General features: G+C 62.0%; 12 protein-coding genes. 9 read left to right on the plus strand and 3 right to left on the minus strand.

What is annotated here, in order from left to right; all coding sequences use genetic code 11:
- Nucleotides 1–6: 6 nt before the first annotated feature.
- Nucleotides 7–1236, plus strand: coding sequence for a cysteine desulfurase family protein (locus SB659_RS01545; protein ID WP_284979768.1), 1230 nt, complete (start codon nt 7–9; stop codon nt 1234–1236).
- Between the two features lie 34 nt (nt 1237–1270).
- On the opposite strand, the gene SB659_RS01550 is transcribed toward SB659_RS01545, so the two are convergent.
- Nucleotides 1271–2506 carry an NAD(P)/FAD-dependent oxidoreductase gene (locus tag SB659_RS01550; RefSeq protein ID WP_410549273.1) on the minus strand — a complete coding sequence of 412 codons (1236 nt, stop codon included), beginning with the start codon at nt 2504–2506 and terminating at the stop codon, nt 1271–1273.
- 188 nt (nt 2507–2694) lie between these two features.
- On the opposite strand from SB659_RS01550, the gene mnmA reads away from it, so the two are divergent.
- The 5 genes from mnmA to SB659_RS01575 all read left to right on the plus strand — a co-directional run bounded on the left by mnmA (nt 2695) and on the right by SB659_RS01575 (nt 9552).
- The gene (mnmA, locus tag SB659_RS01555) at nt 2695–3816 is read left to right on the plus strand and encodes a tRNA 2-thiouridine(34) synthase MnmA (RefSeq protein WP_410549401.1); all 1122 of its coding nucleotides are present in this window, start codon (nt 2695–2697) and stop codon (nt 3814–3816) included.
- A 176-nt stretch (nt 3817–3992) separates the two neighbouring features.
- Entirely contained in the window at nt 3993–5621 is a 1629-nt protein-coding gene (locus SB659_RS01560) for an ABC transporter substrate-binding protein (protein ID WP_410549274.1), read from the plus strand.
- A gap of 125 nt (nt 5622–5746) precedes the next feature.
- Nucleotides 5747–6838 carry an ABC transporter permease gene (locus tag SB659_RS01565; protein ID WP_284977130.1) on the plus strand — a complete coding sequence of 364 codons (1092 nt, stop codon included), beginning with the start codon at nt 5747–5749 and terminating at the stop codon, nt 6836–6838.
- On the plus strand, nt 6839–7846 hold the full coding sequence (locus tag SB659_RS01570; protein WP_284977131.1) for an ABC transporter permease: 1008 nt from the start codon (nt 6839–6841) through the stop codon (nt 7844–7846). It begins immediately after the preceding gene.
- Nucleotides 7846–9552 carry a dipeptide ABC transporter ATP-binding protein gene (locus SB659_RS01575; RefSeq protein WP_410549275.1) on the plus strand — a complete coding sequence of 569 codons (1707 nt, stop codon included), beginning with the start codon at nt 7846–7848 and terminating at the stop codon, nt 9550–9552. Before SB659_RS01570 ends, SB659_RS01575 begins: the two co-directional genes overlap by 1 nt.
- A 90-nt stretch (nt 9553–9642) precedes the next feature.
- Here SB659_RS01575 and SB659_RS01580 read toward each other — a convergent pair whose 3' ends face one another.
- Complete coding sequence (locus SB659_RS01580; RefSeq protein ID WP_410549276.1) at nt 9643–10299, minus strand: NADPH-dependent F420 reductase; 657 nt, start codon at nt 10297–10299, stop codon at nt 9643–9645.
- A 130-nt stretch (nt 10300–10429) separates the two neighbouring features.
- Between SB659_RS01580 and SB659_RS01585 the strand changes: the two genes are divergently transcribed.
- Together SB659_RS01585 and SB659_RS01590 are read left to right on the plus strand one after the other, a co-directional pair.
- Nucleotides 10430–10819, plus strand: a complete 390-nt coding sequence (locus SB659_RS01585; protein ID WP_284979760.1) for a chorismate mutase — start codon at nt 10430–10432, stop codon at nt 10817–10819.
- A 3-nt stretch (nt 10820–10822) separates the two neighbouring features.
- Nucleotides 10823–11857, plus strand: a complete 1035-nt coding sequence (locus SB659_RS01590) for a hypothetical protein (protein WP_410549277.1) — start codon at nt 10823–10825, stop codon at nt 11855–11857.
- On the opposite strand, the gene SB659_RS01595 is transcribed toward SB659_RS01590, so the two are convergent.
- Entirely contained in the window at nt 11854–12579 is a 726-nt protein-coding gene (locus tag SB659_RS01595) for a DUF4166 domain-containing protein (RefSeq protein WP_284979758.1), read from the minus strand. The genes SB659_RS01590 and SB659_RS01595 overlap by 4 nt on opposite strands.
- 251 nt (nt 12580–12830) lie before the next feature.
- Between SB659_RS01595 and mtrA the strand changes: the two genes are divergently transcribed.
- Nucleotides 12831–13505: an MtrAB system response regulator MtrA gene (gene mtrA / locus SB659_RS01600; protein ID WP_284977137.1), complete on the plus strand. Its 675-nt coding sequence runs from the start codon at nt 12831–12833 to the stop codon at nt 13503–13505.
- The last annotated feature ends 77 nt before the right edge of the window (nt 13506–13582 follow it).

Below are 13582 nucleotides of genomic sequence, written 5' to 3' on the forward strand. Positions count from 1 at the left end.
TACAGGGTGCCTGTATACCTTGACCACGCTGCCACCACCCCGATGTCGCCTGAAGCTCTTGCCGTCATGACACGCGAATTGGCGCGGACCGGCAATCCGTCGTCATTGCACGGGGCCGGCCGTCGCGCCCGTCGGGCGGTGGAAGACGCCCGCGAAACATTGGCCGCGGCAGCAGGTGCCCACCCCTCGGAAGTTATTTTCACCTCGGGCGGGACAGAGGCCGACAATTTGGCGGTCAAGGGCCTCTACTGGGCCCGCCACGACGAAGACCCCCGCCGGACCCGCATCCTCTGCTCCGCCGTCGAACATCACGCCGTCATGGACACCGTTGAATGGTTGGAGCGGCATGAAGGCGCCGAAGCCGTATGGCTTCCAGTGGACCACAGCGGCACTGTGGCGCTGGAGACCGTACAACGTGAAATCGACAAGGACCCGGACTCGATCGCGCTCATAACCGTCATGTGGGCCAATAACGAAGTCGGGACCATCCAGCCCATCCCGGACATCGTCGAAATGGCCAAACCGCACGGGATTCCGGTGCATTCGGACGCGGTACAGGCGTTTGGGTCCGTTGCCGTCGACTTCCGGGCTTCAGGACTGGCCGCCATGTCGGTCTCCGGGCACAAACTGGGTGGGCCAGTGGGGGTCGGCGCGCTCTTCTTGGGGAGGGCCGTGAAGTTGACGCCCGTGCAACACGGCGGCGGCCAGGAGCGCGACGTCCGGTCCGGAACGCTGGATACACCGGCGATCGCTGCTTTCGCGGCTGCTGCGGCCGCGGCAACAGCGCATCTGGGGGAGGAACGCGAGCGCATCAGCGCGCTCCGGGACCGCCTGATCCGAGGCGTCGAAGAAGCCGTACCGGACGCTGTTCTCAGGGGCGCCGCAGGAAATGGTCGCCTGCCAGGAAATGCACACTTCACGTTCCCGGGGTGTGAAGGTGATTCCCTGCTCTTCCTGCTGGACTTGGCAGGTGTGGAATCCTCAACGGGCTCAGCATGCACCGCCGGTGTGCCGCGGCCCTCGCATGTACTTCTCGCCATGGGCCTGGATGAGGATACTGCCCGGGGAGCCCAGCGTTTCACCTTGGGTCACAGCTCCACCGAGGCAGACGTGGACGCGCTCCTCACGGCACTTCCCGGCGCGTGTGCCAAGGCCAGGCAGGCGGGCATGGCCGGTCACGAATCAACCATTCAAACGGCGGCAACCCTCGCACGGCAGGGTGTTGCGCCCTCGTAGGACGCGGGACGAGCCGTTTCGGCGAGTCTGGCCGCTACCGCGGCAGTAAGTCTTCCAAGGCGGTCCCGGCATCGATAAGGCGGGCACGGTCCACCTGCACGCGCCCCGCGATCAACGCCTTGATGGGCTTTTGCACTCGGCTTTGGTTGACGCTCATCCCTGCGACCACCTGCCCCTCCCTGACCCAGAAAGCGATAAAGCTCCCCTCCTCCAGCGAACCCCTGATCAGGGGAACCAAGCCGGAGGACAGCGCCGGGAATCCCGAGTATTCCATGCTGGTGCTGAATTGGTCGGTGTAAAAATAGGGCACGACATCCAGGACGGCATCTTGTCCGAGCATCGACCGAGCCGCCACTTTGCCGCCGTTGAGGGCATTGGCCCAGTGCTCGCTGCGTTGGTGCTCACCCGTGAAGGGATGGAGGGCGTTGGCGACGTCTCCTGCCGCGAAGACGTCAGGGGCGCTGGTTCTCAGGCTCGCGTCCGCCAAGATTCCATTGCGGAGCGCCAAACCGCCGGTCTCGGCGAGCGCCGTGTCGGGGACGACTCCGACGGCGATCACAACGACGTCCGCTGGCAGTATTTCACCGGTGTTCGTGCGCACGGCTGTTACCCGGCCGTCCGTGCCTTCAATCGCGGCAGCGCTCGCCGGTAGCCGGAAGCTGACCCCTTGGGCCGTGTGTAGTTGCTGGAAATACTTGCCCAACTCCGGGCCGATCGCCGCGCTCAGGGGAATGTCTTCGAGGCCTAGGAGCGTCACGTTGTTTTCGTAAGTACGTGCCGCCGCGGCAAGCTCCATGCCGATCCAGCCGGACCCGATCATGATCACGTTCCGGCCTCCGCCCTTGATGAGCGATTGCAGTTTCAGGCTGTCGTCAAAGGTGCGGAAGGTCATGGCACCGTCGAGTTCGGACCCGGGTAGCCGGAGGTGGCGGGGCTGGGAGCCGGTGGCCAGGAGTAGTTTCGAATACGGGAGGACGCGCCCATCCGCCGTCGTCACTCGGTGCGCTGCGGGATCGATGCCCGCGGCTCGGCTGCCGAGGAGAAGTTCGACGTCGTGCTCCGAGTACCAGCCTTCTGGAACTACGGGCACAGCGTCCTCGTTCGCCTTCCCAAGGAGAAACTCCTTCGATAGGGGAGGTCGAAGGTAGGGGATGCGCTCTTCAGCGCCCAAGAGGAGGATTCCGCCGTCGTAGCCGTCCGCGCGCAGGGTCTTGGCCGCGGTGGCGCCGGCAAGCCCTCCGCCAACGATGACCATTGGTTCCTGTGTCATGTCAGCTCGATTCTAAAACCAGTAGTTTTGACTTTAGAAGCCGCGCCCGCCTCCGTCAAGGGATTTAGCGCGGGTGTGGTAGAGCGAGCTAGAATGGATGGTCGCTTGCGTCTCGATTTAGACCGATGCGACCCGATATCTACCCATCTTGAAATAACACGAAAGACAGCATGCGAGTACTTGCAGCAATGAGCGGCGGAGTGGACTCCGCCGTAGCCGCCGCCCGGGCCGTTGAGGCAGGGCACGACGTCGTCGGGGTCCACCTTGCGTTGTCGCGGATGCCCGGAACCCTGCGCACAGGGAGCCGGGGTTGCTGCACCATCGAAGACTCCCGCGATGCGTGGCGTGCCTGTGACGTGCTCGGCATACCGTACTACGTCTGGGATTTCTCGGAGCGCTTCAAAGAGGACGTCGTCCAGGACTTCATCGACGAATACGCCGCTGGCCGGACGCCCAACCCCTGCATGCGTTGCAACGAACGGATCAAGTTTGCCGCGTTGTTGGAGAAAGCCATCGCGCTGGGCTTCGATGCCGTATGCACCGGGCACTACGCCAAGGTGATCGAAGACTCCGATGGAAACCGTGAATTGCACCGCGCGGCCGACTGGGCCAAGGACCAGAGCTACGTTCTCGGTGTACTGACCCACGAGCAGCTCAAGCACTCCATGTTCCCGCTGGCCGATACGCCCTCCAAGGCGGAAGTTCGGGCGGAAGCTGAGCGGCGGGGTCTTTCCGTGGCCAACAAGCCCGACAGCCACGACATTTGCTTCATCTCCGATGGTGACACCCGCGGTTGGCTGGCCGAGAAGATCGACATGACCACCGGGGACATCGTGGACGAAACCGGCGCCAAGGTGGGCGAACATCCCGGGGCCAACGCTTTCACGGTGGGCCAGCGGCGCGGCCTCAAGTTGGGGACGCCGGCCGCGGACGGTAAGCCGCGATTCGTCCTGGAGATCCGGCCCAAGGAAAACAAGGTGGTGGTGGGGCCCGAAGCACTCCTGGCCATCGATGAACTCCGCGGGATCAAGGTTTCCTGGGCAGGGCTCCCTATCGCCGAGGTTGAAACAGGTGCCGATTTCGAGTGCTATGCCCAAGTCCGGGCACATGGGGACCCGGTCCCCGCTGTTGCTCGGGTGGAACGTGTCCCTGATGCTTCAGGTGTGGACAGGCCGGAGCTTGTGGTCACCCTGACCGATCCCTTGCGCGGCGTGGCTCCCGGCCAGACTGTTGTCCTCTACCAGGGCAGCCGCGTTCTTGGACAGGCAACCATCGACGCTGCACGCTCCCTCCAGCGACAGGTCCTCTAGCGTCACCAGCCTGCCACGGTCGCACAAAGCTACCCGTAGGTAAATTTTGTGTCTCGAATCACCAAAACTGGTCTTGGGCGCCGGTGAAGTCTGATTGAATCGTGGAATCAAGAGTGCGCCCCGTCACAAACATCTCTGTGCGGTGCGCCGATTCCATTGAACAGAAAGTTCACCAAATGGCACTGAACAAGAAGGCTCTGCACGGCGTTATCGCGCTCGCGGGCATCTCCGCGCTTGGTTTAACGGCGTGCACCGGGCCCGCTGGAGGCGGTTCGTCCTCTGGCCCCGCCGCTTCGGGCCCCGTTGCCTACGGCACCACCGACAAAGTCACGTCCCTGGATCCCGCCGGATCGTACGACAACGGTTCATTCATGGTCATGAACCAGGTTTACTCGTTCCTCCTGAACTCCAAGCCGGGAGGCGCCGATCCCGTACCCGACCTTGCCGAGTCGTCGTCGTTCACTTCTCCCACCGAGTACACCGTGAAGCTGAAGTCCGGCCTCAAGTGGGCAAATGGGCACACCTTGGACTCCAAGGACGTCAAGTTCTCCTTTGATCGCCAGAAGACCATCAATGATCCAGCCGGTCCCTCGTCGCTGCTGACCAATATCGACAGTGTGTCGGCACCCGACGCCACCACGGTGGTCTTCAAGCTGAAGAAGGCCAACGACCAAACCTTCGCCCAGATCCTCAGCAGCCCGGCAGCGCCCATCGTTGATGATGAGGTTTTCCCGGCAACTAAAGTCCTCTCGGACGATGAGATCATCAAGGCGAATGCTTTCTACGGGCAGTACACCATCGATAGCTACAAGAAGAATGAGCTCATCAGCTTCAAGGCGTTCCCGGACTACAAGGGCGTACTGGGCAAGCCTGCAAATGATGCCGCCACGATCAAGTACTACGCCAGCCCCACCAACCTCAAACTGGACATTCAGCAGGGCAACATCGACGTCGCCTTCCGCAGCCTCAGTGCAACTGACGTGGATGACCTGAGGAAAGACAACAAGGTTAAGGTAGTCACGGGTCCCGGCGGTGAAATCCGCTACATGACCTTCAACTTCGACACCATGCCGTTCGGAGCCAAGGCCGCGGGAGCCGATCCCGCCAAGGCACTCGCTGTCAGGCAGGCCGTGGCCAACCTGGTGGACCGGCAGGCGATCGCCGACCAGGTGTACAAGGGAACCTACCTCCCGCTGTATTCCAACGTTCCCAATGGGTTCCTTGGCGCCAACCAGTCGTTCAAGGACGCATACGGTGACGCCGGGAAGCCCAGCGTAGACAAGGCCAAGAAGGTCCTCGCCGACGCGGGTATCAAAGACCCGGTATCGCTGAACCTGCAGTACAACCCGGACCACTACGGTGGATCCTCGGGCGACGAATACGCGATGATCAAAGAACAACTGGAAAAGTCCGGACTGTTCAAGGTCAACCTGCAGTCCACCGAATGGGTCACCTACAGCAAGGCGAGCCGGGCGGACGAATACCCGGTCTTCCAGTTCGGGTGGTTCCCCGACTTCAGCGACGCAGATAACTACCTGACACCGTTCTTCCCGGAAGGCGGCTTCCTCAAGAACCACTACAACAACCCGGCGGTGAACGATCTCATCGCCAAGCAGCTGACCGAAGCTGACAAGACCAAGCGCGAGGCGGACATCAAGGACGTCCAAAACGCATTGGCGAAGGATATCTCCACCCTGCCGTTGCTCCAGGGCGCACAGGTGGCGGTCACAGGAAGCGGCGTCAGCGGCGTCGACAAGACGCTGGATGCTTCGTTCAAGTTCCGTCTCGGAACCGTTTCCAAGTAACCACCCCTCCCAGAAGGGAAAGAAGGCGGGACACTGATCCGGTGTCCCGCCTCCTTTGCTGACCACGTAGTGGCACGCAAGACACAGTCCCGCGCAATCCACGGGGCAGGAAATGCAGGTAACCAATGACAACTCTCATCGAAGTACCCGAGGCCGAACCCGGGCTCGTTGCTCCCAAGAGCAAGTCCAAGTCAGGCGGGGGCCTTGGCAAATACATCGTGATCAGGTTCTTCCTGATCATTCCCACCGTTTTTATCCTCGTCACGTTGGTCTTCTTCCTGATGCGGGTCATCGGAGATCCCATCACAGCGGCCCAAGGCGGCCGGCTTCCTCCCGACGTGCTGGCCCAAAGAATTCACGACGCCGGTTACGACCGGCCAGTCCTGGTCCAGTACTTCGAGTACCTCGGCCAGCTCATCACCGGCAACTTCGGCACCACGATCACGGACCGCCGGCCGGTCGTCGAAGTATTGACCACCTTCGGTGCTGCAACGTTGGAGCTATCGATCAACGCACTGATCGTCGCGCTCGCCGTGGGTATCCCTTGCGGGCTGATTGCGGCCCAGCACCGGGACAAGGTCTCCGATGCGCTACTGCGATTTTTCGCGATTCTTTGCTACGCGACACCGGTGTTCTTCTCAGGCCTCCTCCTTAAGCTGACGTTTTCCGTGTGGCTTGGATGGTTCCCTGTTGCCGGCCGCTCATCGACGCGAACAGAACTGACCATGGGAAGCCTCTCGGCGCCGTCGGGAATTTATTGGCTTGATGCGCTGCGCAGCGGAAACATGACCGCGTTGGGGGATGTAGCCTCTCACGCAGTCCTTCCCGCCGTTGCCCTCGGACTGCTGACGGCAGGGGTGTTCCTCCGGCTGGTCCGAACCAACGTCATCGGCACACTGGGCAAGGACTATGTCGAGGCCGGGCGTTCCAGGGGCGTGAGCGAATTCCGACTTGTGACCAAGCATGCCTACAAGCCGGCGCTCATCCCCATCATCACCGTCATGGGGCTACAGATCGCCCTAATGCTCGGTGGCGCCATCCTGACGGAGACCACGTTCGAATGGAAGGGACTGGGCTACCAGCTGGTTCAATACCTCAACGCCCGCGACTTCGTGGCTGTGCAAGGCATCGTTGTCCTCCTCGCCATCATTGTGGCCGTCACCAACTTCATCGTGGACATCATCGCCGCGCTGATCGACCCGCGAGTGAGGTACTAAATGAGCTCCGCAGCAGTGATCCGCACCAAACAGCCCCTGTCCTCCCGGCTGCCCGTGGTGTCCCATCTTAAGAAGAGCGTAGGGCTCCAGCGTGGAATGCTGGTGGTGGGCGTCGTGCTGAGCGGATTGTTCCTCCTTACCAGCATTTTCGCGCCACTCCTGGCGCCTTACGGATACTCCCAACTCAGTGACGCGTCAGGTTCATTCCCCACCCAGCAAGCGCCTGGTGCGCAGCATCTGTTGGGCACCACCGTGGGCGGCTACGACGTCTTGTCCCGTGTCTTGTGGGGTTCCCAAACGGCGGTTACGGTCATCGTCGTTTCAGTGACGATGTCCCTCTTCCTCGGCGTGGCGCTCGGACTCCTCAGCGGCTATTTCGGAGGCTGGCTTGACCGGATTCTCGTGGTGGTCGCAGATGCCATCTACGCATTTCCAACGCTGTTGTTGGCGATCGTGATCTCCATCGTGATCAGCAAGGGACAATCCAGTTTCTGGGGTGGCATCTTCTCGTGTGCCTTCTCGATCACCGTAGTGTTCGTTCCCCAATACTTCCGTGTCATCCGCGCAGAGACCATCAGGCTCAAGGCGGAGCCGTTCGTCGAATCGGCCAAGGTACTGGGCGCATCCAGCATGCGCATCATCGGTCGCCACATTTTCAAGAACGCCACCCGCACTCTGCCGCTCATGTTCACCCTCAACGCCTCCGAGGCGATTTTGACCCTCGCGGGGCTGGGCTTCCTTGGCTTCGGCATCGAACCGACCTCGGCTGCGGAGTGGGGCTTCGACCTCAACAAGGCCCTGGCTGACACATCGTCGGGGATCTGGTGGACGGGCCTGTTTCCCGGCATCGCCATTGTCCTGACGGTCCTCGGCCTGACCTTGGTAGGCGAGAGCATCAATGATCTCAACGACCCGCGGATCCGTGGGCGCAAGCGTGCCGGTGGCACCACAAAGTCACCGCGAAGAGCGTCCGGGACACCCACCACAACCGCTGAGGCAGGCAAGTGATGACAACCACCCCAACGAATACTCCGGACCGGGCCCGCACCGTGCCGTCGGTGCTGGCCATCGACCGGCTGCAAGTCACTTTCGCCACTGACGGCGGTGACGTCCACGCAGTCAAGGACGTCAGCCTCGATGTCAAGGCCGGGGAGGTAGTCGCCATTGTGGGGGAGTCCGGCTCGGGCAAGACAGTAACGGCCAAGACCATACTGGGTTTGCTCCCTGAAACAGCGGTCAGCTCGGGCGCCGTCGTCATCAACGGCAATAACGTGATCAGCGTCAGCAAATCGACACTGCGAAAGATCCGTGGGCGTGATGTGGCCATGGTCTTCCAGGAACCTTCCACCGCGCTGAACCCCGTCTTCACGGTCGGGTGGCAGATCGCCGAGGGGATCCGGGCGCACGCGAAGGACGGACATCGCGTCACAGCTAAGGCTGCGAAAGAGAGGGCCGTTGAGGCGCTCCGCAAGGTCGGGATCCCGGACCCCGGAACCCGGGTCAACTACTACCCGCACCAGTTCTCCGGTGGCCAGAAGCAGCGGGTGGTCATTGCTGCCGCCCTTGCGCTGAATCCGGGACTGATCGTCGCCGACGAACCCACCACAGCCTTGGATGTCACAGTCCAGGCGGAGATCCTCCAGCTGTTGCGGGACCTCCGGGATAACTACGGCACCTCGATCGTGCTCATCACCCACAACATGGGCGTAGTGGCCGATCTCGCCGACCGCGTGGTGGTGATGTACCAGGGGGACGTGGTGGAGGAGGCATCCTCGAGGATCCTGTTCGCCGAGCCAAAGCAGGAGTACACACGCAACCTCTTGGCCGCCGTACCGCACTTGGGCAGGAACTCAGCCTCCGAGGGGGCTCGAAGCCGCTTGCACCAGGACGGCAAGGTCCTGGTTGAAGCCAAGAACCTCACCATTGAGTACCCGGGGCGATTCGGCAGGAACGGGTTCAAAGCCGTCGACAACGTCAGTTTCACCATTTCGGAAAATGAGGTTTTTGGGCTCGTCGGTGAATCCGGATCGGGGAAGTCAACCATCGGACGCGCGATTGCCGGGCTTAACCGGACAACCGGCGGCAGCCTGAAGGTCCTTGGCTACGAGATGCTGGACTTTAAGGAGCGGACCTTCCGTCCCTTGCGGAAGGAGATCGGCTTTGTCTTCCAAGACCCGGCAGCCTCGTTCAATCCCCACCTCACCATCGGTGAATGCGTGGCAGAACCTCTGATCATCCACGGCAAGCCCACCGCGGCTGAGGCGAGGAAAAAAGTGGGGGAGCTGCTCGAGTCAGTCCAGTTGCCGGCGTCGTATTCGGAGCGCTATCCGCACGAACTCTCCGGAGGGCAGCGTCAGCGGGCGTCGCTGGCAAGGTCATTGGCACTGAACCCGCGCTTGTTGATCGCTGATGAACCGACGTCCGCGCTCGACGTCTCGGTGCAAGCCAAAGTCCTGGACCTGTTCAAGGACATCCAGGAACAATTTGGTTTTGCCGCCCTCTTCATCAGCCACGATCTCGCCGTTGTTGACATGCTGGCTCACTGGGTGGGCGTGTTGTACAAGGGTGAACTCGTGGAGCAGGGAATCGGCAACCACGTCATGGGTTCACCCCAGCATGACTACACCAAACGGCTGATCGCCTCCCTCCCGGTGCCGGATCCTGACGAACAGGCACGACGCCGGGAAGCGCACCGAGCGCTCCTAGGACGCTAAGCACGGCGACGTTTGTTCCCTCCAGAACCACGAAGGCCTGTTCCCTATGGAGCGGGCCTTCGTGGCGAGGGGAGTGTTGCCTGTGGATCCTTACTCGGACACAATGCCGATGTTGAACATCTTCCCTTCCGGTTGCTTCATGAAAATCCGCAGCCACAGAGGAAGCCACATCTCCATTGCACGGGCTGCGTCCAGCCCGCCCAGGTCACGGATGTTCCCGGTCGACCAGCCGAATTCCTGCAGCAGGCCAACCACCGTGGACTTGGCGTCGGCGTCGTCACCGGCCACAAAAATGTCATGGGCCCCGGGAAGCCGACCAGGGTCCACCATCACCGGGGCGCTCACTGTGTTCAGGGATTTCACCACCCGGGCTTCAGGGTATTTACGTTGGATGGTTTCCGCGATGCTGTCGGTGTTGCTGACCGTTAGGGACGGCGGGAATCCTCGGGAGAAATCCAGTGGGTTGGAGACATCCAGCAGGACCTTTCCCTGGAGGTTCGCCGGACCGGCCTCCGCCAAGGCGGCCAAACTCACTGTGCCCGGTGTGGCGTTCACCAACAGTTCCGAGTTGCTCGCGGCCTCGCTGAATGATCCTGCACGGGCAAGGGCGCCGGATCGCGCGGCCCACTCGACGCCCGTGGGATTGCCGGACTCCCGGGAACCCATAAAGACCTCATGTCCAAGGGAGACCAACGCGCTGCCCAACGTACGTCCCACCATTCCCGTGCCCAGAACAGCGATTTTCATGGTTTCTCCTTTGTCCGATCTGCCGTGGTCCTGCCATTGTGCTCCGATTCCCGGCTCGCGGCATGGAGTAGGCGTTTTGCCGCCAAGTCATACCCGCAGAGAGTCCGCCCAGCGCCCTAGACTGGGTTGCATGACCGAGCAAAACAAAGCCCTCCCTGATGACGACGATTCCTTTAACCCGGCTGCTAGTTCCTTGGCCGGGCATGTGGACCGCGCCGTCATGGACGAGCTGTTGTCCATCCGGTCCAGCATCGACAACATCGATGCCACCCTCGTTTTCCTTCTTGCCGAGCGCTTCAAGGCCACCCAGAAAGTGGGCGTGCTCAAAGCAACACACAAGCTGCCGGCCGGCGACCCTGGACGCGAAGCAGCCCAGATTTCCAGGCTGCGACGCCTCGCCGAGGACGCTCATCTTGACCCCGCGTTCGCAGAGAAGTTCCTCAATTTCATCATCAGTGAAGTGATCCGTCATCACGAAGCCATCGCAGAGGATCACCAAGTATCCAGCCGACAGGCGTAAGCGATGCAGCCAGTGAGTGAAATGCGGGCCAGCGCCACCGCCCTCGGTTCATGGCCGGGTATTGATCCGGTTGAGGCCGCAGAAGTCATCCGCGGCGAGTTGGGGGACCCCCATGCCCCCTTCCTGGCCGAACTTCCCGGCCGTGGAGTAGGCTCTGACCCCATTGGCAGGACGGGGTCAATGTTGGTGGACATGGCCATCGATGTCCAGCCGCACGGTTGGCGGCTGGTGGACAACCCCGGACGGGACGCACAGAGAGCGCGATCGGCGCTGGCAACAGACCTCAATATCCTCGCCGATACTGCCGGCGCCGAAGATTCTCGAGCCAGCGAACTGAAGATACAGCTGGTGGGACCCCTGACCATCGCAGCAAACCTCTACCTGCATAACGGCGAACGCGCGTTGCTGGACTACGGGGCAAGGAGGGACATAGCTGAGTCCCTGGCCGTTGGAGTGGCGGACCACATACGCCGCGTGTCCGGCGCCGTACCGGGAGCGGAAGTGGTGGTTCAGATTGATGAACCCGATGTTGCCGCAGTCATGGCCGGAACCATCCCCACCGCCAGTGGTTACAGGACGTTGCGATCTGTCCCGGGCGATGAAGTCTCGGGTGCGTGGCGTTTGGTCATCGACGCTCTCAAGGCGGCCGGCGTCGTCGAGGTCGTCATTTCGGTGCCCGAGATCGAGGCGCCCATCGAGCGCATCATCGGGGCAGGGGCCGACGGCGTCGCCTTACCACTGCGGGCCCTGACCAGCCGGCAGTGGGAACAGCTGGCTGCGGCAGTGGAAAGCGGTAAGCGGCTCTGGGCTGGGGCATTGCCCACGTCCGACGCCCAAGCGGAGCTGCCTAGGACCGCCGAGATCGTTGCCAGCATGGAGAGGCCGTGGCGTCAACTGGGCCTCCCGCTGTCAGGCTTGGCCGCTCTCCGGGTCACGCCGTCATCCGGGCTGGCGCACCTGACACCGGCGCGCGCCAAGGCTGTGCTGGCGAAGTTGACACAGGTGGCAGATGGGTTGGACCAGCTCGCGCGAGGTTAAACCCGCCTTTCCCATCGATCAGGCTCCGCATACCGGGGCAACGTGGTTCCGGGAGCAACCCCCGGCAAGTAAGGCACCAGCCGGTAGCTGAAACGCCCCGCATAGACCAGGACAAGGCCCACCTGCGGTTGAATGACTTTCACTTGGATGCGGTGCATGCCTTCAGCCCCGTCCCACCACTGCTCAGCGTATGCGCGCGCATCCACCGGTGCGGGCAGGGGGATCCGGAGCGGGCCCAAGAACAGCCGGCTCGCTTGCGAGACGCCGCGCAGCTTTCCGTCGGCGGTGGCACTGACATTGAGGTCGGTGACCATCCGTCGGTACCTGCCCACATGGTCAACCAAACGGGCCCTGGCGTGTGGATCGCCTCCGGAGGGAGACGGAACAATCGCGCTGGTGGTGTCATGGAACAAGCGGGTGCCTGAGGGGAAGTAGATTTCACGCCGAGCCGTGAGCGCCTGACGGCCGAACGGGTCCACGTGGGCATGGTTCTCGATTCGGAAAGGGATTTCCTCGCCGTATTCGGGAAAGAACGCCTCTTCTTTTCCGGTGAGGGCGAGTAAGGGCCTGAGCCACTTCTGCCGGCAGCCAACAACGTCAAAGATGCCTTCTCCGACGCCGTACCGGCCCGAGCCCGCAGCCAGCGAGAAGTAGTCCTGCACCTCGGGGGCCAGTTTGGCGAAGTCGCTGCCAAGGGCAAGTTGGTAGATCGGAGTGTTCATGGCGTGTCCTCCCTTTGAACCGCGGCAACTGAACTGCGACAACTGAACTGCACTCAGAAAAGCCTCAGCCTACCGTCACGTGGACTCCCTACATAGCAATGCGAGCTGGTCTGACCCACTCCACCACAGGCGAAAATACCCGACGGCGGTATCCTCGCCCGTGGTGCAGTACGGTGGAAGTGTCCTTGGGGCGCCATGCCGTGCCCCGCGCCCAAGAGGACATAGACTTGGTGATAAGGGAATATATAACTATGAAGGCACGCATCCTGGTAGTAGATGACGACGAAGCACTCGCGGAGATGATCGGCATCGTCTTGCGCAATGATGGCTTCGAGCCCGTATTCTGCGCAGACGGCGGCCAAGCTCTTGAGGTGTTCCGTTCCTCCAAGCCGGACCTGGTGCTCCTGGACCTGATGCTGCCCGGTTCCGACGGCATTGAAGTATGCCGGCAAATCCGCGGTGAATCGGACGTCCCCATCGTGATGCTGACCGCAAAGTCGGACACCTCCGACGTCGTACGTGGCTTGGAATCTGGAGCCGACGATTACGTGCCCAAGCCGTTCAAGCCCGCCGAACTGGTGGCCCGCGTCCGCGCGCGCCTGCGGCCGGGGGAGCAAAAGGCTCCGGAAACCTTGCGGATCGCTGATGTGACCATCGACGTCGCCGGCCACCTGGTCACCAGGGCAGGGGAACGAATCTCCTTGACCCCGCTTGAGTTCGACCTCCTCGTGGCATTGGCCCGGAAGCCATGGCAGGTCTTCACCCGCGAATTACTTCTTGAGCAGGTTTGGGGTTACCGGCATGCCGCGGACACCCGCTTGGTCAACGTCCATGTCCAGCGCCTGAGGTCAAAGATTGAACGCGATCCGGAAGCGCCCGAGGTTGTTTTGACGGTGCGTGGTGTCGGATATAAAGCAGGTTCCTGACCTACCGGCTGGCAAGTCCAGCCCGTCGGACCCGGAGCTCAGCTCCAGCACCCCCCAGCACGAGGGCCACCAGCAGG

Origin of the sequence: Arthrobacter sp. SIMBA_036 (assembly GCF_046535135.1) — a bacterium.
In the GTDB taxonomy this organism is placed as follows: domain Bacteria; phylum Actinomycetota; class Actinomycetes; order Actinomycetales; family Micrococcaceae; genus Arthrobacter.

What these genes read in the sequence shown, in the direction of transcription:
- SB659_RS01550 (WP_410549273.1), bottom strand. Translation starts at nt 2,506, where the DNA reads ATGACACAGGAACCAATGGTCATCGTTGGCGGAGGGCTTGCCGGCGCC.
- mnmA (WP_410549401.1), top strand. Translation starts at nt 2,695, where the DNA reads ATGAGCGGCGGAGTGGACTCCGCCGTAGCCGCCGCCCGGGCCGTTGAG.
- SB659_RS01560 (WP_410549274.1), top strand. Translation starts at nt 3,993, where the DNA reads ATGGCACTGAACAAGAAGGCTCTGCACGGCGTTATCGCGCTCGCGGGC.
- SB659_RS01565 (WP_284977130.1), top strand. Translation starts at nt 5,747, where the DNA reads ATGACAACTCTCATCGAAGTACCCGAGGCCGAACCCGGGCTCGTTGCT.
- SB659_RS01570 (WP_284977131.1), top strand. Translation starts at nt 6,839, where the DNA reads ATGAGCTCCGCAGCAGTGATCCGCACCAAACAGCCCCTGTCCTCCCGG.
- SB659_RS01575 (WP_410549275.1), top strand. Translation starts at nt 7,846, where the DNA reads ATGACAACCACCCCAACGAATACTCCGGACCGGGCCCGCACCGTGCCG.
- SB659_RS01580 (WP_410549276.1), bottom strand. Translation starts at nt 10,299, where the DNA reads ATGAAAATCGCTGTTCTGGGCACGGGAATGGTGGGACGTACGTTGGGC.
- SB659_RS01585 (WP_284979760.1), top strand. Translation starts at nt 10,430, where the DNA reads ATGACCGAGCAAAACAAAGCCCTCCCTGATGACGACGATTCCTTTAAC.
- SB659_RS01590 (WP_410549277.1), top strand. Translation starts at nt 10,823, where the DNA reads ATGCAGCCAGTGAGTGAAATGCGGGCCAGCGCCACCGCCCTCGGTTCA.
- SB659_RS01595 (WP_284979758.1), bottom strand. Translation starts at nt 12,579, where the DNA reads ATGAACACTCCGATCTACCAACTTGCCCTTGGCAGCGACTTCGCCAAA.
- mtrA (WP_284977137.1), top strand. Translation starts at nt 12,831, where the DNA reads ATGAAGGCACGCATCCTGGTAGTAGATGACGACGAAGCACTCGCGGAG.